The organism is Bradyrhizobium sp. AZCC 1719 (assembly GCF_036924525.1).
Classification (GTDB): domain Bacteria; phylum Pseudomonadota; class Alphaproteobacteria; order Rhizobiales; family Xanthobacteraceae; genus Bradyrhizobium.
The window spans coordinates 1,433,172-1,458,168 of sequence record NZ_JAZHRU010000001.1 but is presented as its reverse complement, the minus strand read 5'-3'; the positions used below and the strand labels follow the sequence as shown (position 1 = coordinate 1,458,168).

Annotated in this window: 21 protein-coding genes; 10 read left to right on the top strand and 11 right to left on the bottom strand. The window is 63.0% G+C overall.

Features of this window, described 5'->3' with window-relative positions; all coding sequences use genetic code 11:
* Positions 1–136: 136 nt before the first annotated feature.
* Positions 137–613, top strand: coding sequence for a universal stress protein (locus V1292_RS06995; protein ID WP_334371323.1), 477 nt, complete (start codon positions 137–139; stop codon positions 611–613).
* A gap of 19 nt (positions 614–632) precedes the next feature.
* On the opposite strand, the gene V1292_RS06990 is transcribed toward V1292_RS06995, so the two are convergent.
* Positions 633–1,040, bottom strand: a complete 408-nt coding sequence (locus V1292_RS06990; protein WP_334371321.1) for a YccF domain-containing protein — start codon at positions 1,038–1,040, stop codon at positions 633–635.
* A 144-nt stretch (positions 1,041–1,184) separates the two neighbouring features.
* Between V1292_RS06990 and V1292_RS06985 the strand changes: the two genes are divergently transcribed.
* On the top strand, positions 1,185–2,264 hold the full coding sequence (locus tag V1292_RS06985) for an LLM class flavin-dependent oxidoreductase (RefSeq protein WP_334371319.1): 1,080 nt from the start codon (positions 1,185–1,187) through the stop codon (positions 2,262–2,264).
* A gap of 158 nt (positions 2,265–2,422) precedes the next feature.
* The gene (locus V1292_RS06980) at positions 2,423–4,357 is read left to right on the top strand and encodes a patatin-like phospholipase family protein (RefSeq protein ID WP_334371318.1); all 1,935 of its coding nucleotides are present in this window, start codon (positions 2,423–2,425) and stop codon (positions 4,355–4,357) included.
* Here the strand turns inward: V1292_RS06980 and V1292_RS06975 are convergent.
* The 3 genes from V1292_RS06975 to V1292_RS06965 all read right to left on the bottom strand — a co-directional run bounded on the left by V1292_RS06975 (position 4,273) and on the right by V1292_RS06965 (position 10,389).
* Positions 4,273–7,380, bottom strand: a complete 3,108-nt coding sequence (locus V1292_RS06975; protein WP_442895500.1) for an EAL domain-containing protein — start codon at positions 7,378–7,380, stop codon at positions 4,273–4,275. The two genes, V1292_RS06980 and V1292_RS06975, sit on opposite strands and share 85 nt — an antisense overlap.
* Positions 7,381–7,488: 108 nt before the next feature.
* Entirely contained in the window at positions 7,489–9,264 is a 1,776-nt protein-coding gene (locus V1292_RS06970) for a putative bifunctional diguanylate cyclase/phosphodiesterase (RefSeq protein ID WP_334371316.1), read from the bottom strand.
* Between the two features lie 162 nt (positions 9,265–9,426).
* Positions 9,427–10,389, bottom strand: a complete 963-nt coding sequence (locus tag V1292_RS06965) for a sensor histidine kinase (RefSeq protein WP_334371314.1) — start codon at positions 10,387–10,389, stop codon at positions 9,427–9,429.
* 187 nt (positions 10,390–10,576) lie between these two features.
* Between V1292_RS06965 and V1292_RS06960 the strand changes: the two genes are divergently transcribed.
* The gene (locus V1292_RS06960; protein ID WP_334371312.1) at positions 10,577–11,413 is read left to right on the top strand and encodes an SDR family NAD(P)-dependent oxidoreductase; all 837 of its coding nucleotides are present in this window, start codon (positions 10,577–10,579) and stop codon (positions 11,411–11,413) included.
* Between the two features lie 122 nt (positions 11,414–11,535).
* Positions 11,536–12,030, top strand: a complete 495-nt coding sequence (locus V1292_RS06955; protein WP_334371310.1) for a cupin domain-containing protein — start codon at positions 11,536–11,538, stop codon at positions 12,028–12,030.
* Positions 12,031–12,133: 103 nt separating this feature from the next.
* Here the strand turns inward: V1292_RS06955 and V1292_RS06950 are convergent, their stop codons facing one another.
* From V1292_RS06950 to V1292_RS06940, 3 genes are all read right to left on the bottom strand, one after another.
* The gene (locus tag V1292_RS06950) at positions 12,134–13,510 is read right to left on the bottom strand and encodes a cytochrome P450 (RefSeq protein ID WP_334371308.1); all 1,377 of its coding nucleotides are present in this window, start codon (positions 13,508–13,510) and stop codon (positions 12,134–12,136) included.
* Positions 13,511–13,775: 265 nt separating this feature from the next.
* Positions 13,776–15,017, bottom strand: coding sequence for an LLM class flavin-dependent oxidoreductase (locus V1292_RS06945; protein WP_334371306.1), 1,242 nt, complete (start codon positions 15,015–15,017; stop codon positions 13,776–13,778).
* Between the two features lie 213 nt (positions 15,018–15,230).
* Positions 15,231–15,425, bottom strand: a complete 195-nt coding sequence (locus tag V1292_RS06940) for a hypothetical protein (RefSeq protein ID WP_334371304.1) — start codon at positions 15,423–15,425, stop codon at positions 15,231–15,233.
* 173 nt (positions 15,426–15,598) lie between these two features.
* On the opposite strand from V1292_RS06940, the gene V1292_RS06935 reads away from it, so the two are divergent.
* Positions 15,599–16,810: an extracellular catalytic domain type 1 short-chain-length polyhydroxyalkanoate depolymerase gene (locus V1292_RS06935; protein ID WP_334371302.1), complete on the top strand. Its 1,212-nt coding sequence runs from the start codon at positions 15,599–15,601 to the stop codon at positions 16,808–16,810.
* Positions 16,811–16,844: 34 nt separating this feature from the next.
* Here the strand turns inward: V1292_RS06935 and V1292_RS06930 are convergent, their stop codons facing one another.
* A complete protein-coding gene (locus tag V1292_RS06930; RefSeq protein WP_334371300.1) occupies positions 16,845–17,525 on the bottom strand; it encodes an MBL fold metallo-hydrolase in 681 nt (226 codons plus the stop codon).
* A 174-nt stretch (positions 17,526–17,699) separates the two neighbouring features.
* Here V1292_RS06930 and V1292_RS06925 point away from each other — a divergent pair, with 174 nt between their 5' ends.
* Both V1292_RS06925 and V1292_RS06920 read left to right on the top strand, forming a co-directional pair.
* Positions 17,700–18,533 (top strand): RMD1 family protein, encoded by an 834-nt coding sequence (locus V1292_RS06925; RefSeq protein WP_334371299.1) that lies wholly within the window; start codon positions 17,700–17,702, stop codon positions 18,531–18,533.
* Positions 18,534–18,703: 170 nt separating this feature from the next.
* Complete coding sequence (locus V1292_RS06920; RefSeq protein ID WP_334371297.1) at positions 18,704–19,189, top strand: MmcB family DNA repair protein; 486 nt, start codon at positions 18,704–18,706, stop codon at positions 19,187–19,189.
* Positions 19,190–19,326: 137 nt separating this feature from the next.
* On the opposite strand, the gene V1292_RS06915 is transcribed toward V1292_RS06920, so the two are convergent.
* The 3 genes from V1292_RS06915 to V1292_RS06905 form a co-directional block, all read right to left on the bottom strand.
* Positions 19,327–21,048 (bottom strand): SulP family inorganic anion transporter, encoded by a 1,722-nt coding sequence (locus V1292_RS06915; RefSeq protein WP_334371294.1) that lies wholly within the window; start codon positions 21,046–21,048, stop codon positions 19,327–19,329.
* Positions 21,049–21,178: 130 nt separating this feature from the next.
* Positions 21,179–21,733 carry an ActR/PrrA/RegA family redox response regulator transcription factor gene (locus V1292_RS06910; RefSeq protein ID WP_028347745.1) on the bottom strand — a complete coding sequence of 185 codons (555 nt, stop codon included), beginning with the start codon at positions 21,731–21,733 and terminating at the stop codon, positions 21,179–21,181.
* 117 nt (positions 21,734–21,850) lie between these two features.
* Complete coding sequence (locus V1292_RS06905) at positions 21,851–23,176, bottom strand: ActS/PrrB/RegB family redox-sensitive histidine kinase (protein WP_334371293.1); 1,326 nt, start codon at positions 23,174–23,176, stop codon at positions 21,851–21,853.
* 137 nt (positions 23,177–23,313) lie between these two features.
* Between V1292_RS06905 and V1292_RS06900 the strand changes: the two genes are divergently transcribed.
* Both V1292_RS06900 and V1292_RS06895 read left to right on the top strand, forming a co-directional pair.
* Positions 23,314–24,108: an ABC transporter ATP-binding protein gene (locus V1292_RS06900; protein WP_334371292.1), complete on the top strand. Its 795-nt coding sequence runs from the start codon at positions 23,314–23,316 to the stop codon at positions 24,106–24,108.
* A complete protein-coding gene (locus V1292_RS06895; protein WP_334371291.1) occupies positions 24,105–24,923 on the top strand; it encodes an ABC transporter permease in 819 nt (272 codons plus the stop codon). Before V1292_RS06900 ends, V1292_RS06895 begins: the two co-directional genes overlap by 4 nt.
* Positions 24,924–24,997 lie beyond the last annotated feature (74 nt).

The window sequence follows — 24,997 nt, the reverse complement described above, 5'->3', positions numbered from 1 at the left end:
CCGCCGGCAGGCCGGCCGGAGCGACCCCCATGGGGTTAGGAAAACGGCTCACGCCTTCCGTCAAAATTCTGATCCGCTCGCGCCAATTGGTGGTAGTCTTGACGCGTTGATCTTCTACCATGGATGGGGACGTCCGATGTATAAGAAGGTTCTTCTCGCCTATGACGGTTCGGTCGAGGGGCGGCGCGCGTTGCGGGAGGGCGCAAAGCTCGCACAACTCTGCCGTTCCGAGGTCTTTTTGCTCGCCGTCGTCGAGGTCTCCTCGATCATGACGCCCGAGGCCGGGCTTACGATCCCGATCGAGCTGCAGACCGAGGATTACAAGGCCATCCTGAACGAAGGCGCCGAGCGGCTGAAGGCGCTGGGATTTTCGCCGACCGTGCGGCTCGAGGTCGGCGATGCCGGGCAGAAAATTGCCGAGGTCGCCGAAGAAATCGGCGCGCATCTCGTCGTAGTCGGGCATCGCCCGCAGGGGACGCTGGCACGCTGGTTCGGCTCGATCGGCAGCTATCTGGTCAAGCGCCTGCGCTGCAGTGTGCTGGTGGCCCAGACCGAGATCAGCGACGCCGAATTCGAGCGGTTGAAACCGGCGGAAACAGTGGCCTCGGGATAGCCGTAAGGCTGCGCCGAACTTAGTTCGCGGGAACGATGATCTTGCCGATCGGCCATAGCGCGATGCCGGCAAGCTTCAGGTGTGCCCAGGCAAACGGAATGCCGATGATGGTCACAGCCAGCAGCACGGCCGTCACCACATGCCCGAGCGCCAGCCACCATCCTGCCAGTATCAGCCAGATGAGGTTGCCGATCACCCCGAGCGGCCCGGTGCCGATATCTTCTTGGCCCGTATAGGCATCGCGCGAGACCGCGGTGAAGCCGAACGGGAACAAGGTGTAGGCCGCGATATTGAATGCGGCCCGCGCCCAGGGAATGCCGATGATCGTGATCGCCATGACGACGGACGCGACCAGCCAGCCGAACGCCATCCACGCGCCGCCGAGAACGACCCAGATCACATTGAGGAGCAGTGAAACCGGTGACATGGCTGCTATCCCTGTGTTGACGCAATGCGGGCGAAACCGTGCTGCGGGCGAACCCGATTGCCCCGGGCCCAGCAGACGCTAGACTGATTCCCACGACGATCAAGCAACAAGCGCGCCAAAGAACACGTCAAGGGAGAAGCGTTCATGCGTCCGCTCGAATTCGGCTGGTATCTGCCCACGCATGGCGACACCACGGCCTATGGCCTGATGGAAGCGCAGATTCCGGGGTCTCCTGAACTGTGCGACCGCGTGGTGCAGGCGGCGGAGAAGGCCGGCTTCGAATATCTCCTGATCCCGGTCGGTTCCGTGTGCTGGGAAGCCTGGATCACGGGCGCGTTCATGGCGGCGCGCTCGTCGTCGATCAAGCCGCTGATCGCGGCGCGGCCCGGCTACATCAATCCGGTGCTGCTGGCGAAGATGATCTCGACCTTCGACCAAATGTCGGGCGGGCGGATCTGCATCAATCTGATCGCCGGTCAGAACGAAAGCGAGGTCGAAGGCGAGGGCGTCCGTTATCCGAAGGAAGCGCGCTACGAATTGATGGAAGAGGAAGTCTCGATCCTGAAGGCGCTGTGGACGACGCGCGGGCCGGTGAATTTCGAAGGCAAGTTTCACAAACTGTCTGGCGCGCACATCCGCCCGCGCCCGCACCAGCAGCCGTTTCCAAAATTCTATCTCGGCGGCGGCTCGCGCCAGGCCTGGGAAATATCGGCCAAACATTCCGATGTGCATCTGTTCTGGGGCGATCTGCCGGAAAAGATCGCCTCGAATATCGCCGAGATCAGGGAGATGGCGCGCGCGCATGGCCGCGAGAACGACATCGGCTTCGGCATGCGCCTTCAGGTGATCTGCCGCGAGAACGAGGCGGACGCCTGGGAGGCCGCCGATCAACTGGTGCGGCATGCGACCGAGCGGCAGAAGCAGGAAATGAAAACGCTGTACAACAAATCGGAAGCGAACCAGCGGGTGCAGCAGCTCGCCCGCGAGCATGGCGATCTCCTGCTGCCGCATCTGTGGACCGGCATCACAAAAGTCCGCCCCGGCGCCGGCATTGCCGTCGTCGGCAATCCCGTCCAGTGCGCCGATACGCTGCAGCAATTCATCGACGCCGGCTGCCACTCGTTCTGCCTGTCCGGCTATCTGCATGACGAGGAGGCCGAGCGTTTTGGCCGGCTGATCCGGCCCATTCTCGCCGAGAACAATCGCGGCCGGTGGGCGGCGTAGAGCGGGCGGCGGATACGGCCGTCATGCTGCAGTGCAGCCGAATGCCAGATGGCGCCGGGCGCATTGCTGCGCCGCGCCGCGGCACACTCTTTATATCACTCGCGGTGCGGTGTGGGCGGCGCTAAAGTCGGGCCGCGAATTCAACTGGGTACCGCCAAATGAGTGGATCGAGCTCGGTACTTGCGTGGAGCTCCGCGTTGGAGGAATTCGCGCTGTTTCGAACGCTCAGTTCCGAACAGCGGCTAAAGGCCCTCAACGCCATGGTCCGCCAGGATCTGGTGCGCGGGCAAATGCTGGTCGCGCAAGGCGGGCCGTCGGACTCGCTCTTCCTGGTGCTGCACGGCGCGCTGGCGGTGCGCAAGACCGGCTATCTCGAACCTATCGCCGAGCTTCGCGCCGGCGAACTGGTCGGCGAAATCGGCTTCTTCGCCGATGTCCCGCGCACCGCCGACGTGATCGCCATCCGCGACACCAGCGTGCTGGCATTGACGCGCCCGGCCTATCAGAAGCTCGTCGAAGAGGCCCCCGCCATCGTCGAGGCGCTGCTCGCGGCGCTGGCGCGGCGGTTCGCCAAGGAGACCGCGCGCATCGCGCCGTTCCCCACCTCGCCGAAGGCGCGGACGGTGGCGCTGATCGACGGCGGATTGCAGCCGCTGCCGGGCGGTTTCGATCGCCGGATGTGCGACGGCTTGACCGCGACCCAGGCCGAGATCGTCGACGCCGCGCGTTTGCATGCGATGTTTCCCGGGCGCGCGCTCGATGCACATGAAGTCACCGAATGGCTCAACAGGCTCGAACATACCGCGCCGCTGGTGGTCTATCTCGGCGGCCGCGAGGCTCAGCCCTGGGCGCGCAAGGCGATCCGTCAGGCCGACATGGTCGTGTTCGCCTGTCGCGGGGATGCGCCTGCGGCCCCATTGACGGAAATCGAGGCTTTCGCCTGCGAGGTTCATTCGATCTCAGCCCGGCGTCTCGTCCGCATCCATGACCGGCGAAGCGGCGAGGTCTCCGGCACTGCGGCCTGGCTCGCCCGGCTGCCGGCCTTCATGCATCACCATGTCGCGCTCGAAGATCAGGTCGATATCGACAGCCTGATTCGTTTTCTATGCGGCCGCGCCGTCGGCTTCGTCGCCGCCGGCGGCGGCAGTTTTGGAACCGCCCATGTCGGAATCTACAAGGCCTTTCGCGAGCGCGGTGCGATATTCGATATCTTCGTCGGCACCAGCGTCGGCTCGGCCATGGTTGCCGGCTTTGCCAAAAATCTCGAAGCCGAGCATCTCGAGCGCGGCACGCATGAAATCTTCGTCAGGAGCCGAAGCTTTCGGCGGCCGACCTGGCCGCGCTACGCGCTGTTGGATCACAAGGCGTTCGATCGGGCGCTTGCCAATCAATACGGCGCCGACTGCCGGATCGAGGATTGCTGGCGGCCGTTCGCGGCCGTCGCCACCAACCTTTCGACGCACAATCTCGAACTGATCCGCACGGGGCCGCTTTGGCAGGCGGTCCGCGCATCGAGCGCGATCCCTGGGCTGTTGCCGCCGTTCTACACGGCTGAGGGCGCGATGCTGGTCGATGGATGTCTGATCGACAACGTCCCGCTGGCCTCGATGCACCAACTCAAGAGCGGTCCCAATCTGGTTGTTCATTTCGGTGAGCCGGCGGCGGAGATGTTCGACGTCGACTATGCCTCGCTGCCGGGACGGCTGGAATTGATCGCCGCCATGCTGACGCCGTTCCGCAAGAAGCTGTTGCCCGCGGCCCCCAGCGCCGTGAACGTGCTATGGCGAAGCCTCGTGGCGCACCAGCGCTACGATACGTTGCCGGTCGGGCCGTCCGATACGGTGATGCGGCCGCCGCTCCCGCTCGATATCGATGTGACGGATTTCGATCGCCACACGGAAATCTTCGAAGCTTCCTACCTCTGGGCCAAGGAGGCCATCGTGGCGCTTGAGGCGGGAAGCAGTTCGGCGATCGCAGCCATCCTCGACGCCGGCGCGCTGGAACGGCGTCAGGCGACGGCCGTCGCGGCCTCCAATCGCCCGCCCAGCAATCGTCTCGCCTCGGCCGCCGGCTTCGGCGCGCTGAACAGGTAGCCCTGCATCTGCGTGCAGCCGAGCTGGCGCAGGATCTCGCGCTGCTGCTCGGTCTCGACGCCTTCCGCCGTCGTGGTCATGTTGCGGGCGGCTGCGATGTTCACCACTGCCTGCACGATCGCCGCCGAGCCATCGACCTCGATGTCGCTGACAAAGCAGCGATCGATCTTGATCTTGTCGAACGGGAATCGCTTCAGATAGCTCAGCGAAGAGAAGCCGGTGCCGAAATCGTCGAGCGCGATGCGCACGCCGATGGCGCGAAGCTGATGCAGGATGGCGAGAGCGGTTTCGTCGTCATGGATCAGCACCGCCTCGGTGATCTCGATCTCGAGCCGGTCGGGCGGTAGGCCGGAGGCGGCCAGCGCGCCGGTGATCCGCAGCGCCAGCGTCGGCGACTTCAACTGGATCGGAGAAACGTTGACGGCGAGCCGGACCCGGGACGGCCAGCCGGCCGCCTCGGTGCAGGCGATCTGCATGACCCAATCGCCGAGTTCGTTGATCAGGCCGGTGTCTTCGGCAATCGGAATGAATTCGGCCGGAGACACCATGCCGCGTTCGGGATGCCGCCAACGCAACAGCGCCTCGCAGCCCGTCACCTCGCCGCTCGCGAGATCGAGCAGCGGCTGGTAGTGAATTTCGAAGCCGCCGTCGGCCAATGCCTGTCGCAGATCCTGCTCCATGGTGAGTCGCGCCTGGGCGCGCGCATCCATCGCTGGCTCGAAGAAGCGATGGGTGCGGCGTCCCTCGGCCTTGGCGGCGTACATGGCAAGGTCGGCGTGCTTGATCAGCTGGTCGAGTTCGATGCCGTCCTCCGGCGCGAGCGCGATGCCGATGCTCGCATCAGTCGAGAGATGGTGGCCGAGGCACCGATAGGGCTGCCGTATCGCCTCGTAAATGCGGGCCACGAATTCCTCGACCTCCGCGCGGCTGCCGATCGCGGTCTGGATGACAGCGAATTCGTCGCCGCCGAGACGGGCGATCAGATCGCCCGGCTTGATGCAGTCCTTGAGGCAGGCTGCGACCGCCTTCAGAAGTTCGTCGCCGACATGGTGTCCGAGCGAGTCATTGATGCCCTTGAATTCGTCGATGTCGATATAGAGCAGTGCGAATCGCTCGCCGCCTGCGGCCTTGCGAAGCTCGCGCTCGATTTGCTCGCGGAACAGCACCCGGTTCGGAAGGTCGGTCAGCGCGTCGTAATGCGCCAGATTCGCGATCTTCTCGTTGGCAAGCCGGCGCTCGGTAACGTCATCGACGACGTTGATGATGTAATGGGCCTGGCCCGCCGAGTTGCGGATTCCGAGCCGTTTGGAGGTGACGTAGCGCGGGCCCATCCCCCGGGTTTCCCAGACATGCTCGTCCTTGAACAGGCCGTCGGGAGATTGCAGCGTCTTCTCTTCGTCGGCCGCGATGATCTCGGCGACGGCTTGCGGAAAGATGTCGGAGGCCGTCCTGCCGATGATCAGGTCGCGCGAAATGCCGAACTGGGCTTCCGCCACGCGGTTGACCAGCAGATAGCGCCGGTCGTGCACGTCCTTCACGGTGATCTGGGAGGGGATGTGGTCGATGATCTGGCTCAGGAAGGCGTAGTTGCGGTCGCGCTCCTGCTCGAGGTTGCGCCGCTCGGTGATGTCTTCCATGGTGGCGATCCACCCGCCATCCGCCAGCGGCTTTCGCACCGTCATGACGGAGCGCCCGTCCGGGCATTGCATGATGCTGTGGTCGACCTGGCCGCGCGCGATATTTCGCAACACGGTGGAGCAGAATTCATCGACATCGCCGGCGAACGATCCGCTGTCCTTGCGGTGCTGCATCAGATCGCGGAAGTGGCAGCCTGGCTTCACGATCTCGGTCGATAAATTGTACATGTCGATGTAGCGGCGATTGAAGGTGACAACCCGCGCCGAGGCGTCGAAGGTCGCCAGACCCTGAATCATGTTGTTCAGGGCGGTATCGAGCCGGCCCCGTTCCGTTTCCAGCCGCTGCTGCGCTTCGCGGCTCTGCCGGGTGATCTGCCGGATGATAAGGAACAGGATCAGGGCGATCACCACAGCGGACAGCGTTGCGGCGATGAGCAGGAATCTGGTTTGCTCCCGCCAGTCGGCGAGTGCGGCGGCAACCGTGTTGGTCGCGACCACCACGCCCGAATAGTGCGCGAGCGGAGCCGCTGATCCCAGCCTGGCAGTCTGGTCGATCGGACTTTGCACGCGCAGCGTCTGCGCGCTGCCGCTTTGCCGCACGCGCTGCAGCAGCGGCGCGTTCGAAAAATTCTGACCGATCAGGGCGTCGACACGCGGATAGCGGGCCAGCAAAGTGCCGTCGGCATGAAACATCGAAATTGCGGCGCCGGTCCCGAGCGCGACGGAAGCGAAGAATCTTTCGTAGTTGGCGGGGTTGATGCGCCGCGTCATCACGCCGAGGAAGATGCCGTCTTCGCCCTTCAATCGATGGGCAATGACGGAATTCAGGTTGCCCGTGAGATAGCTGCGAACCGACTCGGCGAGAATGGAGGGTGATCGCGAATCGAACTTGAAGCTCTTGAAATAGGCCCGCTCGGAAATGTTGAGCTTGGGCGCCGGCAGCGGCCGCGACCAGTTGATGATGTCTCCATTGGAATCGAAGATCGAGATGTCGCCGAGATAGGACAGGACGCCCGCCTTCGATCTCAGGATCTCGTGCGCTTCTGCGCTCGCGACGCGTTGCCGGAATTCCTTCTCCGAGCCGATGCCGGAAATCTGCAGCCGGGAGATCACGTCGTCGGCGAGGGTGTCGGAGTCCTCGAACTGCTGGTCGAAATGGCGGGTGAGCAGTAGAACGGTGTTCTCCAGCTCGCGCTCGCTGTTGACAAGCGCGCGCTCACGGAACTCGCCGGCCATCATGATGGTACCGACGAAAATCGCCGCGACCAGCATGCCGCCGCAAAGGGTCAGCCACAACACCGGGCCCCGGATCGTTGCGGCAAGGTGCCGTGCGGCGGCCGCGGTCCGGGCCTTCATGCCTCGCAGGTGGTGAAACAGGTCGCGCATTCTCCCTTCTCCCCGGGAACACGCATACGATGCGCGCATGTCATAAGCCGTTAGGAAATCCGGTTACCTAAGCCTTAATCGAGTGTCCTTCGGGCGCAATCGCGAGGCTTAGCGGCGATAGCCGCCGGCGCGCGAATAGGTGGGGCGGTTTTCCTGTGCCGGCCGGCTGGCCTGGCTGGCCCGCGCCTCGCTGGCGCGCGGGATCGTCAGCTTGAGGTCTTCCAGGAAGATCGGCCTTGAGAAGTAGTAACCTTGGGCGTAGCGGATCTTGGTCGCTGCCTGCAGATAGGCCAGTTCCTCGAAAGTTTCGATGCCTTCGGCGATCACGGTCATGCCGAGCGCTTCGCTTAAGGATTCGATTGCCCGCAAGATGCCCTGGCTGCGCGGACGCATATGGATATCGGTGATGAAGGAGCGGTCGATCTTGATCTCGTCGGCGGTAATGTCGGCCAACGCCGACAGCGATGAATAGCCGATGCCGAAATCGTCGATCGAGATCTTGACGCCGAGCTTGCGGAAGATCGGCAGGATCTCGTCCTGAAAATGCGTCTTGGTGACGAAGGCGTCTTCCGTCACCTCGATCATGAAGCGCTTTGGAAATCCGGTGGCTTCGATCGCCTGGGCAAACGGGCGCATGAATTCGAGATTGCCGGCCTGTTTGGCCGCGACGTTCATGCTGATCGTGGTGTCGGGGCCGAAGTTCTCGTTGATCAGGTCGATCGATTTGACGATCTCGGCCAGCACCAGGTGAGTCAGTTCGTCGATCAGGCCGAGTTCGGTGGCAAGATTGATGAAGGTGCTGGGGGCTTGAATCACCCCCTCGTCGTCGCGCAGGCGCACCAGCGCCTCGACGCCCATGAGCTCCTGGGTCCGGATATCGACCTTGGGCTGGAAAGCGCAGCAGAAGCGTTTTTCCAGGATCGCCACCCGCAGCGCCTGCTCGACCTTCATCCGCGCCTGGGCTTCGCGTTCCATGCTGGCGTCGAAGAACGCGGCGGCGCCCTTGCTGCCGTTCTTGACGCGGTACATCGCGATATCGGCGTTCTGACGCAACTCCTCATAGCTGCGCCCGTGCTCGGGGTAGAGGCTGACGCCGATCGAGGTCGAGGCGAAGATTTCAGACTGGTCGATGAAGAACGGCGCCTTCAGCCGCTGCAGGATGAAGCGGATGAATTCGGCAACCTCGCTCTCGCTCTGGACCGGGTTGAGCAGCAGCACGAACTCGTCGCCGCTGATCCGCGACAGAATGTCGGAATCGCGCAAATCAAGTCCCACCCGCTTGGCGATCTCCGCCAGCAGCGCGTCGCCGACCGAATGTCCGTAGTAGTCGTTGATGTGCTTGAAATTATCGACGTCGAGAAAGGCCAACGCGAAAAGGCCCTGTCCGTTGTCGTACTTCAAGAGACTGTTGACGCGATGTTCGATCACGCGCCGGGTCGGCAGCCCGGTTAACTCGTCGTAATAGGCGGAGCGGAACAGATGTTCCTCGAACGCCTTTTGTTCGGAAATGTCGGTCGAGCTCGAGATCAGCAGATTGCGCTCGGCGATCCGAACCGGCCGGTGGGAGGTCAGAAATACCTGCTTGGTTTGGCTACCGGCAATGGATTCCTCCAGCACCGCCGGGCGGCCGGAACGCAGCAATTCGAGGCAGGTTTCGCGGCGATCGTTCAGGTGCGAGGCCTCCGGCGCGGCGGTGGCCATCTGCAGCGCGGCTGCCGCGGCGTCGTTCACCAGCACGAACTCGCCGTTCTCGTCCTGAACCGTCACGCCGGTCGGAAGCAGCCTGACGATATCCCTCAGGATATTCAGTTCGGATTCGAATGCGCTTTCGTTGACGGCCTGCGTAGCCGCCGCCTGAAAGTCGTTCTTGTAGGGACTTTGCATGCCGCGGAGCTTGGCAAAGTCGGTTGTAGTATTGGTTAAGCGCACTTCCGAAAAGCCGCAACAACCGTAGGAGTCGACGATTTCGAACGTCCCCGGGCTCGATCGTCATTAACAGAGTGTCAACGCAATGCGAGAGAGTTCGCGCGTGCCGGCGGCAATCGCCTAGCTCGCCGGGATCTTGCATTGCATCGTGCAATGCACGCCGGTCTTCAGGAAGCTGATCTCGGTCTTGCCGTCGAACGCACGCAGCGCCGCTTGTAACAGCTTGGTGCCGAAGCCCGGCGGGCCGACGCTTTCGATCACGGGGCCTTCGGTTTCATCCCAGGTGAGATTGAGGCGATCGTCCGACACCGACCACGACACTTGCAGCAGCCCGCGGGCCGAAGAAAACGCGCCGTACTTGCCCGCATTGGTGGCCAGCTCATGGAAGATCAGCGCCAGGCTGACCGCCAGTTTGGCCGGCAGAAACAGCGCATCGCCGTTCAAATTGAACCGGACGTGGCCGTAGGGCCCGAGCTCGGAACGCAGCATGTCCTTGATGTCGCAGCCGCTGCCGTCTAGCCGCGCAATCAAATCGTCGGTCGCCGACAAGGCGCGGAGGCGGTGGTCGATGCTGCCCCAGATCTGCGGCTGGTCCTGCAGGACCTGGTGCAGCACAGCGTGGATCGTCGACGTCTTGTTCTTGAGCCGGTGCTGCAACTCCTCGACCAGGAGCTTGCGATATCCCTCTTCCTGGACCAGTCGTTTCGAATCTTCTCGTTGTTGCGCGACGATCCTCCGGTAATGGTCGACGCCCCAAATGGCAAAGCCACAAACTGCCCAGAACATCACCAGCAGCGCAAACCGTGCAGAATCGGCCGTGGCACTGCTGAAATTGACGAGGACGCCGAGCGCGCCTCCCGCGATTGCCGTCGCGATCCCGATCCGGGCGCCGCCGACGGCGGCTGCCAGGAACACGGCTGGGAAATAAGGCGTGAAGAATACGTCCGGACGAATCTGGGCAATGCCCCACCGGGCGATCGTCGACAAGGCGAGACAGCCGGTCGCGAACACCGTGCTGGAAAGCAGGGAGGGCTGGGAGATTCCCTGCCAGCCGTGCCTGAGCTCGTCGATCAATTTCTTCATCGGGGTTGTCACTTCACGTGATCAGCGCATCCAAAATATGGCCGATCATACCGAAAATCGGGGATTTCGTGGCGCGGAAGCAGCAAGGCCAGCCGAGCGCCGGGTGATCGCGATGGAACAAGCTCGCTTGCCTTGTCCGCGAGGGACGGGAATATTGGCATCAACGAATTTCGACGGGGGTGACAACATGGGACGGCTGGACGGCAAGGTCGCGGTGATCACCGGCGCGACCAGCGGCATCGGATTGCACACCGCGGAGCTATTCGTCGCCGAGGGCGCAAAAATCGTCATCGCCGGGCGCCGCGCGCCGGAGGGCGAGGCGCTGGCCAAGAAGCTCGGCGCCAACTGCATCTTCCGCCAGACCGACGTCACGGTGGAAGAGCAGATGAGCGCGTTGATCGGGCTTGCGGTTGAAAAGTTCGGCCGTATCGATTGCCTGTTCAACAATGCCGGCGGCCCGGCGCAGACCGGCGGCATCGAAGGCCTCGAGGTCGAGCGGTTTGATGCCGCGATGGCGACGCTGGTGCGCAGCGTGATGCTCGGCATGAAGCATGCGGCGCCACATATGCGTAAGCAAGGCTCCGGCAGCATCATCAACAACGGCAGCATCGCCGGCCGCCTCGCCGGCTTTTCGTCGTCGATGGTCTATAGCGCGGCGAAGGCCGCCGTCATTCATCTCACCAAATGCGTGGCGATGGAGCTCGGCGAAGCCAACATCCGCGTCAATTCGATTTCGCCCGGCGCTATCGCGACCGGCATTTTCGGTAAAGCGCTCGGCCTGTCGGTGGAGGCTGCCGAAAAGACCTCGGCCGTGATGCGCGAGGTCTACAAGGCGGTGCAGCCGATCCCGCGCGCCGGTCTGCCCGAGGATATCGCGCATGCCGCGGTGTTTCTGGCCAGCGACGAATCCTCCTTCATCAACGGCCACGATCTGGTGGTCGACGGCGCCATGACCGGCGGCCGCAATTGGAGCCAGCAGCAGCAGGGCTATGTCACGCTGAAGAAGGCATTCGATCAGGGTTAGGGTCGTCATTCCGGGGCGGTCCGAAGGACCGGACCCGGAATCTCGAGATTCCGGGTCTGGTGCTAACGCACCATCCCGGAATGACGGATGCAAAAGCTGACGCGCTTGGGAGAGAGACGAAAATGTCTACAACATTACACCTATCACCATCGGAAGGCCGCCCGTTCTATCTCGCCATCATCGCCGGGCTCGCCTGTGCCTTCGTCATCAGCAAGACGCTGCCGTCGACCATGGACGCGGTTTCAGCGATCATCGAGCCGCTCTGCGCCAACAGCGTGACCGGTTCGACGCAGGATGTCGTAGAGCCGATCAGCTCGCATGCACTGCCGAACGTGCCGGGCAAGCGCGTCACCATCGTGCGCGTATTCTACGGCCCGGGCGGCTTTACGCCTGCGCACCAGCATGCCGGCTCCGTCACCGCCTACATTACCAAGGGCGAGATTCGCTCGCAGCTTGCCGGCGGTCCGGTCGAGACGTTTGGGGTCGGCCAGTCGTTCTTCGAGCCGCCCGGCTCAACCCACCTGGTCTCGGCCAATGCCAGCACTACGGAGCCAGCGGAATTGATCGCGGTGTTCGTGGCCGACGAAGGCGCGCAGCTCACGACGCTGGTGAAGTAAGGCAAATCGTAGGGTGGGCAAAGCGAAGCGCGCCCACCATCTTTCCGAATTCGTGACTTAGAATGGTGGGCACGCTGCGCTTTGCCCACCCTACGCGCCCAATCTAAACCGCCTTCACCACCACCCGCAGCCCGTCCCGCGGTTTCGGGATCGGCCACATCTGCCAGTTCGCCTTGTAGCCGGGCTCCAGCGACACTTCGAGATTCTGCAGGAAATGCCGCGCAAAGGTCTTCGCCTGCATGTAGGCGAAGTGCAGGCCGAGGCACATATGCGCGCCGCCGCCGAACGGCACCCAGGCGAAACGGTGGCGGGTGCGCTGCGCCTCGTCGGAGAAACGCATCGGATCGAACTTGTCCGGCTCAAGCCAGATCTCCGGCATATGGTGCGTGAACAGCGGGTTGACGCCGACCAGCGTGCCGGCGGGAACGTCGTACCCCTTAAACGAAAAGCCGCGCACCGCGCGGCGCGGCATCGACGGCACCGGCGGCTTCAGCCGCAGCGCCTCCTTGAACGCCATTTCCGACAGCGGCATCTTTTCGAGATTGTCGATGCTGGAGGGATCGTTGGCCTCGATGCCCAGGCCTTTGACTTCCTCGCGCAACTGCTGCTGCCATTCGGGGTGGGCGGCAAGCTCGCCAACAAAGGAGGTCAGCGACGATGTCAGCGTGTCATGCGCCGCCATCATCAGAAAGCTCATGTGGTCGATGATGTCCTGAGTCGACAGCAGCGCGCCGTTCTCGTGCGTCGCCTGACATAGCTGCGAGAACAGGTCATCGCCGCCGCCACGCGCGCGGCGGATCGGAATCTGCTCGGCGAAGTAGGCAACGATCCGCTTGCGGCCCGCAACGCCGCGGCCCATCTGCGTGAACGGCAGCGGCCGCCGGATCGGCGCCACCGCGGCGGCCACCATGTCGATGAAGGCGCGGGTGATCTCGTCGACCTCAGGCCCGATCTCGGCGCCGAGGAACGACGTCGCCGCCAGATCGAGCGTGAGCTGCTTCATCGCCGGATACACCAGCATCTCGCCCGGCTGCGCCTTCCACTGCTTGACCCGCGCGGCAATGCCGCGGTCGAGATCGACGAGGTAGGACTTCATCGGCCCCGACTTGAACGCGACCGACAGTGCGCGGCGGTGCAGGCGGTGCTCTTCAAAATCCAGCAGCATCAGCCCGCGCGGAAACAACAGGCCGAGGATCGGTCCCCAGCCATGGGTGGAGGAGAACAGGCGCGCCTGGTCGAACAGCACGAGCTCGTTGGCCTCGGGCCCGAGCATCGTCACGCTGGTCTCGCCGAACAGATGGGTGCGGTAGATCAGACCGTATTTGGCGGCCGACTTCTCAATCTGTCCTTTGGGGTCGGCCAGCACCGCCAGCGTGTTGCCGATGAACGGCCACCCCTCGTTACCGGGAATGTGCCTCAACGCCTTGGGGTTCGGCGGCACCGGGATACTGACGGGAGAAGCCACACTCTGCATCGACATGGCAATTGCTCCGGTTGAGCCTCGGATTGCGAGTATTATCCACCGTGTCAGCGGCTTTGTCGCGGCCTGAATTACGGGAAGTCGGCGCCCCCGCCAAGGAAAATGCCGCTAACCCCTGTCATTGCGAGGAACGATAGCGACGAAGCAATCATCTTCCTTCCGCCGTGAAGATGGATTGCTTCCGCCTTCGCTCTTCGAGCTTCGGCGACAAGTCGCTTCGCTCGCAATGACGGGGGACAAATCTCGTCGCCCCTCACAAAGCCTATTACGCCTTCCGCTTCGCCGCTTCCTTCTGCAAATCGGGCGCGTTCGCAGTGGCGATCGGGACGCGGCCGGGTCCCGTCTCCGTGAGCGCAGCGGCGGCCTTCTCGTTGCCCAGGATCTTCGCCATCACGGCTTCGCCCGCCCGCTCGAACACGGCGCGGTTCTCGATCACGAACTTCTGTGACTTGCGCAGGCTGTCGATGTAGCCGTTGATTTCCGGCACCACGTAGCGTGCCACCATGTCCCAGCTGCGGCGCGTGGCTTCGATGTTCGCCCAGTCATGCGCGAAGCCGATAATGCTGCCGACGCCGCCCGACAGTTTCATCACGTTCTTGATCAGGTTGACGAGGTCGTCGGGCGTTCCTATGGCGGAAGCCGCGCCGTCGACGAAAGCGGTCTGATCGACGGCCTCGTCGGGCGATTTGAACGCAGTGACGCCCGGCCGCATCAAGGTGCCGACATTATATTCATTGTGCCAGCGCATCAGCCCCTCACGCGCTTCGCGCCGCGCCTGCTCGCGCGTCTCGGCGACGTGCCAGGAGAGCAGCACGCGCCAGTTGGCGCGGCTCACGCTGGTGCCGGCCTTCTTCGCCGCATCCTCGGCGAACTCCCATTGCTGCGCGAGCGACATCAGGCCCTTCGTCGACATCGAGCCGAGCGAGATGATGCCGATGCCGTATTTGCCGGCGAGCGTCATGCCCGACGGCGAGATCATGGACGCCACCACGCACGGCATTTCCTCCTGTAGCGGCAGGATCTGCAGCGCGGCGTCCTGCATGGTGAACCAGTCGCTCTTGGCGGTGACGCGCTCGCCCTTGAACAGCCGGCGGATGATCGCGATCGCCTCGTCCTGGCGGTCGCGCTGCGTCATCGGATCGATGCCGAGCGTGTGCGCGTCGGAGGCCAGCGCGCCCGGACCTGAGCCGAAAATGGCACGGCCGCCGGTCATCCAGTCGAGCTGCACCATGCGCTGCGCGACATTGTAAGGATGGTGATAGGGCAGCGAGATCACGCCGGTGCCGAGCTTGATGCGCTTGGTGCGCTCGCCGGCAGCGGCCAGAAACATTTCCGGCGAGGCGATCATTTCCCAGCCCGAGGAATGGTGCTCGCCGCACCAGAATTCGTCGAAGCCGAGCGTGTCGAGCTGTTCGACGAAGTCGAGGTCGCGGCGGAATTGCAGCAGCGGATGCTCGCCGATCGGATGATGCGGGGCGAGAAAGGCTCCGAATTTCAGGCGTGCCATGCGTGTTCCTCTCCGGATACTTGTTCTTTGAATTGCTCGGGATCAAACCTACGGGGAGGGAAAGGGCAAGGCAATCCTCGAAGCGGGGCGGGCAGCGCATGGTAGTCGCGCAAAGTCAGCGACATGCCGCAGCCCGGAATTCGTGGGTGCTTGCTTTTCTCTTGTTCGGTTACTTCCCGGTGCGGGCGGCGCGCGCGGCCCTTGCGAGCAACGTCAGAATTGAGCGCGCTGGAGACTGACGCTCCAGTCTCCTTTGCCATCGACAGCATGATCAGCGTTTCGGTTCGCTCCACCGTCGACCGGCTTGATCGTGGCCGCCATCGGCGCGGTATTCTTGGCCATCGAATCTGCCAAGCCGGCGTGGCCGGCGCCGCTTGCGGCTGCCGCACTGTTTGCATTGTCGATCATCGCCTGCGCCGCATTCCTGACATGGATGCGTCGGATCACAGGATGACAAATTAACGTCAACTGCCAAAATTTGATTGTGGGGAATGACAGTGCACGGTCTTTTTATTTTGCAGTGCAGCAACTATCTGTTCTGGGTAGCATGAGTTAAGAAGAATCGCCCCAGGAGTCTGTCGTTGTCCCTCGCCAAGAACGTCGAATTCTTGCGCCATTTCCCGAAGCTGAACGGGTTCAATGGCCTGGGAATCTATGGCCGAAGCAAGTTGCCCGGGGCCGGCAGTCCGCTCGTCGAAATCAGCGGATTCGGCACCAATCCCGGTGCGCTCAAAATGTTCGCTTTCGTGCCGGAGCAATTGCTGCCCGCACGCGCCCTTGTCGTCGTGCTGCATGGCTGCGGCCAGACCGCGGCCGGTTACGACTTCGGCACCGGCTGGTCGACGCTCGCCAAGCGCTACGGGTTTGCGTTGCTGATGCCCGAGCAGCAGGCGTCGAACAACGCCAACACCTGTTTCAACTGGTTCAATCCGGGCGACATCGCGCGCGGCCGCGGCGAGGCCTCTTCGATCCGTCAGATGGTCGCGCGGATGGTCGCCGATCACAAGATCGATTCGCGCCGCATCTTCATTACCGGGCTTTCCGCCGGCGGCGCGATGACCTCGGTGATGTTGGCGACCTATCCGGACGTGTTTGCGGGCGGCGCCATCATCGCCGGTCTGCCCTACGGTATCGCCAGCAATGTCCGCGAAGCGCTCGGCGGCATGATGCAGTCGACGTCGCGCCCCGCCGGCAAGCTGGGCGATTTCGTGCGCAAGGCCTCCAAGCACAGGGGACCATGGCCGAAAGTGTCGGTGTGGCACGGCAGCGCCGATCGCACCGTCAACCCGGGCAACGCCAATGAGATCGTCAAGCAGTGGCTCGACGTCCACAGCCTGCCGGCGGCGCCGATGTCGACGGGAGACGTCGACGGCCATCCGCGCGAAGTCTGGTGGAATGAAGACGGCGAGACCGTCGTGGAGTCCTATACCATCACCGATATGGCCCACGGTACGCCGCTGGGGCTTGCCGGCAATGACGAGCGCTACGGCGCGGAAGGTGCGTTCCTGATCGAGGCGGGAATTTCCTCGTCGTATCACATCGCAAATTTTTTCGGCCTGACCGAGCGCGTCAGTCCGGCCAGCGAAGCGGCCAGGCCGGCGCAGGCGCCGAAGATCGTTCCGTCGGCCGCCACGGAGTCCCTGCAGTCGTCCGATATCGCCGCAAGACTCTGGTCGAGGACCCACAAGCCGGTTCGCGAACACAAGCCGGCGCCGCGCGAACCGAAGCGCCGCGGCATCGATGTCGGCAGCGTCATCACCCGCGCGCTGACGGCCGCAGGCTTGATGAAGTAGCCGGACATCACAGCGTCAGCCGGACAATTTCCGCTCACATCTCGTCTGTGAGGAACGGATTGGTCAGCCGCTCCTGACCGAGGCTGGAGCCGGCGCCATGGCCGCAGATGAAGCCGACGTCGTCGCCGAGCGGCAACAGCTTTTCCTTGATCGAATTGATCAGCGTGGCGTGGCTGCCGCCGGGCAGATCGGTGCGCCCGACCGATCCGTTGAACAGCACGTCGCCGACATGGGCGAAGCGCAATTCCTTGTTGAAGAACACGACGCTGCCCGGCGAGTGGCCGGGGCAGTGCAGGATGTCGAAGGTGAGTTCGCCGATCGAGACCTGATCGCCTTCGTCGAGCCAGCGGTCGGGCCCGAAATTGCGCACCCCGGTGATGCCGAAGCGCTCGCCGCTCGAGACGACGTTGTCGAGCAGGAATTTATCGGCGATATGCGGACCCTCGATCTTGACCTGCAGCGCGTCACGCAAATCGGCGGCGCCGCCGACATGATCGATATGGCCGTGCGTCAGCCAGATCTTCTCGACCGTAACGCCGGTCTGCTTGATAGCCTCCAGAATTTTGGGAACGTCCCCGCCGGGATCGACCACCACGGCTTTCTTGGAAGGCTCGTGCCAGATGATGGTGCAGTTCTGCTCGAATAGCGTCACCGGCACGATCATCGCGCCGGCCTTCGCCTGGTTCTCGGCCTGGGTATCGGTTCTGTTTTCCATCTGGGGAACATATTCATCCCCGGAAGGTCGTCAACACGGGGTTTGCGATCATCTTGCAACCGGCTGTGATCCGCACGGCTCCGTGATAGGGTTGCGCGTCGTGTGACGGGTTGGGGTGCGAGGTCTTGTTTCGCCTTCGCCGGCCAGTTTCGGGGTTCGGCAGTTGGGATTTCCATGAGCCAGGATTCTGCATCGAATAAGGCTTCTACATCGTCGCTGGTCGGGCCTCGCACCACGGCTCGCGCCTTCTTTGTCAGCGATCGCCTGAATACGTCGGGCCTTGAGCGCAGCGATGTCCTTGCCACCACACCGCTTGCGTTTCGCGTCAACGAGAATGGCGTCGCGATTCTCTTCCGCTATGGCGTGGTGGTCCTGATCGGACTGAACGCGCTGGAGGAAGAGGAATTCCTTCGCGGCCTTGACAAGCGCATGACGGGCAAGTTTGCACGGCGTGACGAGGAAATCGCAATCGTCGAGTTGGCCCCCGAAAGGGAGGACCAGATTCCACCCGGCGGGCCGATCTGCCTGCAAAGCCTTTCGCCCGAGCGGCTGATTCTGGTCGGCGAGGCTCTGGCGAAGAGCGTCGTTCTGGCTCGGCACGAACGCGAGGTTGCCAGCGTATTCGATACGACCGAACCGTTCGCGCGGGAACTGGCGCTGAGCGGGCGTATGCGTGGCAGCCGTCGCTCGATCCTGAAAAATATCGGCAGCGCGCTTCTGGTGCGGCATCGGGTGTCGGGGCCGGTCGAGGTGGAAGAGAAACCCGACGTGCTCTGGGACAAGCCGCATTTGGAGCGGCTGTATGCCCGGCTGGAAGACGAGTACGAGCTCAATGAGCGTGCGGAATCGCTGAACAGCAAGCTCGCCGTCATTGCCGAGAGCGCGCAGGTGTTGACCGATATCATCGACACGCGTCGCTCGCTTCGGCTCGAAGTGATTATCGTGCTGCTGATCCTGTTCGAAGTTCTGGTGACGATCTACCAGCTCGCGATGGGCCGGCACCTCTGAGTTGGGTCCGTCATTCCGGGGCGGCTCGGAGAGCCGAACCCGGAATCTCGAGATTCCGGGTCTGGTCCTACGGACCATCCCGGAATGACAGCTGCATAACCTACCGCTTGATCTGCGCCTTCAGCGTATCCTCGACCACGTGGCCCGGAATCGGCTAAAGTTCGAGCGTCATGGAATCACCCGCCCGCCACATCAGCCTTGTGCCTCCGCCCGACCGTCGTCAGTCGGAGACGGCGCTGACGATCGCGCGCGGCACCGCGCGGCTGTTACGGTCGCTGGGCTTCTCGTGCGTCAGCGAATTGCCGCTACCGTCGGGCCGGCGTGCCGACCTGGTGGCGCTGAACGAGAAGGGCGAGATCTGGATCGTCGAGATCAAGTCGTCAGTGGAAGATCTGCGCGCCGACCAGAAATGGCAGGAATACCGGATGCATTGCGACCGGCTGTTCTTTGCCTTCACGCAGGATTTGCCGTGCAAGATCTTCCCGCAAGACACCGGCCTGATCATCGCCGACGCCTATGGCGCACACCTGCATTGCGAGGCGCCCGAGCATCGCCTGCCGGCCGCCACGCGCAAATCGATGACGGTGCGTTTTGCCATGGCCGCAGCCCAGCGGATCAACCGGCTGGTAGATCCGCAGGGACATGGGGAGTTTTAGTTCGGGGAGTTTCGGTGGTCGCCCCTCATCCTGAGGAGCGCGGAACGCGCGTCTCGAAGGATGAGGCCGCCAGCCGGGCCTGCATGGTTCGGGACGCCGCTGTCGCGGCTCCTCACCATGAGGTGAGGGAATCTCCCCTAACGTTTGGCTCGGTCTTCCCAGTCCTCCCACTCTACGTCATGGACTTCCAGGTAGCCGGAAACGGCTGCGCCGACGGTTGGGAAAAAGCAATTCTCGCCAAGCTGCGCCAATAGTCCGAATTTCTTCAGCTTGTCCTTTACGGGATCCTTGAGTTCGGCAAAACAAAGCTCGATACCCTGTGCGTGCAACGTCTCGTCCAATACGGCGAGCGTATCGCCGGCGGTGACGTCAACGCCGGTGACCGGCTCCGCCGCAACGACTAGCCAACGGACCGGCGTCGGTGATTTCGCAACCGCGTCCAGAGCGCGCTCCTTGAAAAATTCAGCGTTGGCGAAGAACAGGGGCGCATCCCACCGAAACAGAACCAGCCCGGGGATCTGGCGTGCATCCGGATATCTCGTGATGTCGTGATAACCTTTGACGCCGTCGGCGCGCCCCAATACGGCGGAGTGCGGGCGCCAGGCGTCCCATAGAAATTCGGCGATGGCGATGGCGATTGCCAGACCTATTCCCGGAATCACTCCGAGCGCGACAACGCCGGCAAAGCAGAAGATCGATAGCCAGAACTCCCACGGCTGAATGCGATAGATCCGCTTGAGGTCGGTAACCTCAATCAAGCTGATCGCAGCGGCGATGACGACAGCGGCCAACGCAGCGTTGGGCAAATACTGAAGCAGGTTGGGTGCCACCAGCAGAAGGAAAGCGATGGCAAGCGCACCAACGATGCAGGTCAGTTGAGTGTGGGCGCCGGCGGCTTCCGCAACCGGCGTACGCGAACTGCTGCTGCTGATCGGAAAACCTTGAAAAAGACCGGTTGCCAGATTGGCGGCGCCGAGCGCCACCATCTCCTGGTTGGGATCGACATGAACGCCCAACCGTGCGGCATAGGCCCGCGAAAGCACGCTGGTATCAGCAAAAGATACCATCGCGATCGCACAACCGCCGATCAGCACCGGGACTATATCGGCGGGGCCGATCCAGGGAACGGCGAAACCCGGCAGACCCTGCGCAAGAGGACCCAGAACAGCCACGCTGTAACGTGCCGTAAGGTCCAGCGCAGCGACGGCGGCGGTTGCCCCGACGACTGCAATCAGAATGCCTGGCAGCCGCTTGTATTTCTGGAGCAGCAGGATAGCCGTCAACGTGCCGAGCCCAATCCCGAAGGCCACCCAGTTGGTCTTTCCTTCAAGGAAGGCACCGGCGACCGCCCACAAGCTCCGCAAAGATCCTTCGCTCTCGATCGAGAAGCCGAACAGCTTTGGCAGTTGGCTGATCAATGCGGTCAATGCAATTCCATTCATATAGCCGTAGCGTATCGGCTTGGAGAGCAGCTCGGTCACAAAGCCCAGGCGCGCGATGCCTGCCAGAATGCATACCGCCCCGGAAACGATTGCCATCATGCCGGCCAAGGCCGCCGCACGGACGGGATCCCCGCCAGACAACGGAACGACAACGCCAAGGATGATAGCTACAAGAGCTGAGTCCGGTCCGAGGACGAGGATGCGGCTTGGGCCGAACAATGCGTAGGCAAAGAGCGGAATGATGGTTGCGTACAGACCGTAGATGCCGGGCAAGCCCGACGCCTCCGCGTAGGCAATGCCAACCGGGACCAGCATGGCCGACAGCGCGAGCCCGGCGAGGATATCGTGCCTGAGCCAGGCCGCTTCATATCGACGGAGGGTGTCGAGACCTGGCAGCCAGCGAATCCAATGCTTCATTGCCGGTCACTGCGAGTTTTGACGAAGGTGCTGTAGGGTGGGCAAAGGCGCGTTCGCGCCGTGCCCACCATTTATCCGCGACCGTTGTCGTAAATGGTGGGCACGCTTCGCTTTGCCCACCCTACGAAATTCACCGCGGCGCGCGCTTCGCGAGAATCCGCTGCAACGTGCGGCGGTGCATGTTCAGCCGCCGCGCGGTTTCGGAGACGTTGCGGTTGCACATTTCATAGATGCGCTGGATGTGCTCCCAGCGCACGCGATCCGCCGACATCGGATTGGACGGCAACTCGGATTTCTCGGTGCCGCTGGCAAGCAGCGCCGCGACCACGTCGTCGGCGTCCGCAGGCTTCGAGAGATAGTCCACCGCGCCCATCTTCACCGCCGTGACAGCGGTTGCGATGTTGCCGTAGCCGGTCAGCACGATGGTACGCGCGTCGGGGCGCTTGCGTTTGAGCGCCGACACCACATCGAGCCCGTTGCCGTCGCCGAGCCGCAGGTCCACGACCGCAAAGGCCGGCGCTGACTTGTTGATCTGCGCCAGCCCGTCGGACACGGTGTCACAGGATGTCACCGCGAAACCGCGGGTTTCCATCGCTCGCGACAGGCGCTCCAGAAACGGCTTGTCGTCCTCGACGATCAGCAGCGAGCGGTCGGCGAGATCGTTCAGTTCGGCGATGTCGTTCAAGGCAAGGTATCCCCGGTTGCGGATGCGGAGCACTTATAGACCATATGGCGCGGTAATTTTGCACTGCCAAGGGCCCCAGCGTCGAGCAGCCCCCGTTTCCTCAATCCTTAACGCCTTTTAATCCACTGGCCCGGCAGCACTTTCCTCGGCCTCGAAGCGGACGCGCGGCCACGCGATTCGCACCACGGCGCCGTGATCGGGAAAGGTCCGGTTGGAGAACGAAACCTTTGCGCCGGTACGTTCCAGGAGCGTTCGGGCGATGAACACGCCAAGGCCGAGGCCGGCGCGTTCGCGGTGGGTTTCATCTGCGCTGCGACGCCTTGATAAATAGGGCTCGCCGATCCGTTTCAGCATGTCGGGCGCGATGCCGGGGCCGTCATCGGAGATGACGATTTCGACCGTATCCGCGTTCCACCAGGCGTTAACCTCTACCGTGGTCCGCGCGAAATCGACGGCGTTCTCCAGGATGTTGCCGACGCCATACAGAATCGCCGGGTTCCGGGCACCGACAGGCTCCCGGGTGGCTGCGACAGCAAGCCGCACCCTGATCGTGACGCCAAAATCGCGGTGCGGCGCCACCACTTCCTCGATCAGCGTAGACAGCGGCATAAGATCGAACGGCGCCCCGGACGAGGAAAGCTGGGTGATCTTGGCGAGGATGTCGCGGCAGCGCTGCGCCTGCTCGCGCAGGGTCTTCAGATCGGAGGCCAATTGATCGTTGTCCTCGACGGTCTTTTCCAGCTCCCGCGAAATCAGGAAGATCGTCGACAGCGGCGTGCCGAGTTCATGCGCGGCGGCGGCAGCCAGCCCGTCGAGCTGGGTCAGATGCTGCTCGCGTGTCAGCACGAGCTCGGTTGCGGCCAGCGCGTCGGAAAGTTTGCGCGCCTCCTCGGTCGCCTGGAACGCATAGAGACTGGTGACGCCGATCGCGAGCACGATCGAGAGCCAGACGCCGAACAGATAGATCGGCGGCAGCACCAGCGGGTCTTCACTGTCCCAGGGCAGCGGCAGATGGAAGAACACCAGCGCCGAGGAGCAGGCGACCGCCAACAGCCCGAGGCCAACCGTCATCCGGATCGGCAGCACCGTCGCCGAGATCAGGACGGGGCCGAGGAACAGAAATGAAAACGGGTTCTGCAAGCCGCCGGTCAGAAACAACAGCGCGGCCAATTCGACGATGTTGAGCGCGAGCAGCGCCGCCGCATAGACCGGTTCCAGCCGTTGCATCGGGTTGAAGGCAACCTGCAGCGCAAGATTGAGCAGCGCCGAGATACCGACGATGGCCACGCAGGCAACAACGGGAAACTCGAACTCCAGCCCATGCGCCACGATGAAGATCGCGGTGAGCTGGCCGAGCGCCGCCAACCAGCGCAGCCGGAGGATCGTATCGAGACGGACATAGCGATGCGGATGGCGGAAATCGGAGGCTGCGACGTCGGACATTGCCGGAGTTTAACGGCCGCAGCGCGCGATCACAAATTCGTTGGATCGCGTGTGGGGCAGGACCTCATGGTTCTCCCGCCGTCCAGGAGCGCAAAGCCTTGCGCTATCAGCCGCAATGGCCCAATGAACGGGCCGTAATGGCCGATAGCGAGACAGTACCAGCGCAATCGCCCGCGGCCGGGCCGCAAGGTCCCGCCGCGATCGACGTCGCGCATCTGATAAAACTCTACAAGACCACCCGCGCGGTCGACGATATCTCGTTCCGGATCGCGCGCGGCAGCGTCACCGGGCTGCTCGGCGGCAATGGCGCCGGCAAGACCACGACCATTGCCATGATCATGGGGCTCGTGCTGCCGACCTCGGGCCGCGTCCAGGTGCTGGGACACGCGATGCCGGAGCAGAGCGCCGAGGTGCTCGGGCGGATGAATTTCGAGAGCCCGTATGTCGACATGCCGATGCGGCTCACGGTGCGGCAGAACCTCACGATTTTCGGCCGGCTCTATGCGGTGGAGAATCTCGCCGAGCGCATCGAGCAGCTCGCCTCCGACCTCGACCTGAAGGATTTTCTCGATCGCGCCAATGGCAAGCTATCGGCCGGACAGAAGACACGCGTCGCGCTGGCAAAGGCGCTGATCAACCAGCCGGAGCTGCTGTTGCTCGACGAGCCGACGGCCTCGCTCGATCCGGATACCGCCGACTGGGTGCGGCAGCATTTGCAGGACTATCGCAGGACCCACGACGCCACCATCCTGCTGGCCTCGCACAACATGCTGGAAGTGGAGCGGCTGTGCGACCGCGTCATCATCATGAAGCGCGGCCGCATCGAGGATGACGACAGTCCCGACCAGATCATGGCGCGCTACAACCGCACCACGCTGGAAGACGTGTTTCTCGACGTCGCGCGCGGCCGGGTGGCGGAGACCGCGCCATGAGCGCTACCGACACCCATCACGGGATCTCCGCGCACCGCATCCAGGCGATGGTGCTGCGCTACTGGTATCTCCTGATGTCGTCCTGGCCGAGGCTGTTGGAGCTGATCTACTGGCCGGCGCTGCAGATCATCACCTGGGGCTTTCTGCAGAACTACATCGCGCAGAATGACAATTTCTTCGCGCGCGCCGGCGGCACGCTGATCGGCGCTGTGATCCTCTGGGACATCCTGTTCCGCGGGCAGCTCGGCTTTTCGATTTCGTTTCTCGAGGAGATGTGGGCGCGCAACCTCGGCAACCTCATGATGAGCCCGCTGAAGCCGATCGAGTTCCTGATCTCGCTGATGATCATGAGCCTGATCCGGCTCGCGATCGGCGTGATTCCGATGACGCTGCTGGCGCTGTTCTTCTTCGATTTCAATTTCTTCGCGATTGGCCTGCCGCTGATCGCGTTCTTCTGCAACCTGATCTTCACGAGCTGGTCGATCGGGATCTTTGTTTCTGGCCTGGTGCTGCGCAACGGGCTGGGCGCCGAGAGCATCGTCTGGACAATGATGTTCGGCTTGATGCCGCTCGCCTGTGTCTACTATCCGGTCGCGGTGCTGCCGGCCTGGCTGCAATGGATCGCGTGGATGCTGCCGCCGACCTATGTGTTCGAAGGCATGCGCGCGCTATTGATCGATCACGTGCTTAGAGCCGACCTGATGGTCTGGTCACTTGCCATCAACGCGGTGCTGTTTACCGCTTCCTTTGCGATCTTCCTCGCTCTCTTGCGCAGTGCCAAACATCACGGATCTTTGCTCGGGGGTGGCGAATAAGTCACAGTTTCCCGTGGTTTTCCGGGGTTTCTACGCCTTTTGGCGCGTGGACAGGCCCGTTCGGCGCATTGACG

Coding starts and splice junctions, on each gene's coding strand:
- V1292_RS06995 (WP_334371323.1), top strand. CDS start 137: ATGTATAAGAAGGTTCTTCTCGCCTATGACGGTTCGGTCGAGGGGCGG.
- V1292_RS06990 (WP_334371321.1), bottom strand. CDS start 1,040: ATGTCACCGGTTTCACTGCTCCTCAATGTGATCTGGGTCGTTCTCGGC.
- V1292_RS06985 (WP_334371319.1), top strand. CDS start 1,185: ATGCGTCCGCTCGAATTCGGCTGGTATCTGCCCACGCATGGCGACACC.
- V1292_RS06980 (WP_334371318.1), top strand. CDS start 2,423: ATGAGTGGATCGAGCTCGGTACTTGCGTGGAGCTCCGCGTTGGAGGAA.
- V1292_RS06975 (WP_442895500.1), bottom strand. CDS start 7,380: ATGCGCGACCTGTTTCACCACCTGCGAGGCATGAAGGCCCGGACCGCG.
- V1292_RS06970 (WP_334371316.1), bottom strand. CDS start 9,264: ATGCAAAGTCCCTACAAGAACGACTTTCAGGCGGCGGCTACGCAGGCC.
- V1292_RS06965 (WP_334371314.1), bottom strand. CDS start 10,389: ATGAAGAAATTGATCGACGAGCTCAGGCACGGCTGGCAGGGAATCTCC.
- V1292_RS06960 (WP_334371312.1), top strand. CDS start 10,577: ATGGGACGGCTGGACGGCAAGGTCGCGGTGATCACCGGCGCGACCAGC.
- V1292_RS06955 (WP_334371310.1), top strand. CDS start 11,536: ATGTCTACAACATTACACCTATCACCATCGGAAGGCCGCCCGTTCTAT.
- V1292_RS06950 (WP_334371308.1), bottom strand. CDS start 13,510: ATGTCGATGCAGAGTGTGGCTTCTCCCGTCAGTATCCCGGTGCCGCCG.
- V1292_RS06945 (WP_334371306.1), bottom strand. CDS start 15,017: ATGGCACGCCTGAAATTCGGAGCCTTTCTCGCCCCGCATCATCCGATC.
- V1292_RS06940 (WP_334371304.1), bottom strand. CDS start 15,425: ATGATCGACAATGCAAACAGTGCGGCAGCCGCAAGCGGCGCCGGCCAC.
- V1292_RS06930 (WP_334371300.1), bottom strand. CDS start 17,525: ATGGAAAACAGAACCGATACCCAGGCCGAGAACCAGGCGAAGGCCGGC.
- V1292_RS06925 (WP_334371299.1), top strand. CDS start 17,700: ATGAGCCAGGATTCTGCATCGAATAAGGCTTCTACATCGTCGCTGGTC.
- V1292_RS06920 (WP_334371297.1), top strand. CDS start 18,704: ATGGAATCACCCGCCCGCCACATCAGCCTTGTGCCTCCGCCCGACCGT.
- V1292_RS06915 (WP_334371294.1), bottom strand. CDS start 21,048: ATGAAGCATTGGATTCGCTGGCTGCCAGGTCTCGACACCCTCCGTCGA.
- V1292_RS06905 (WP_334371293.1), bottom strand. CDS start 23,176: ATGTCCGACGTCGCAGCCTCCGATTTCCGCCATCCGCATCGCTATGTC.
- V1292_RS06900 (WP_334371292.1), top strand. CDS start 23,314: ATGGCCGATAGCGAGACAGTACCAGCGCAATCGCCCGCGGCCGGGCCG.
- V1292_RS06895 (WP_334371291.1), top strand. CDS start 24,105: ATGAGCGCTACCGACACCCATCACGGGATCTCCGCGCACCGCATCCAG.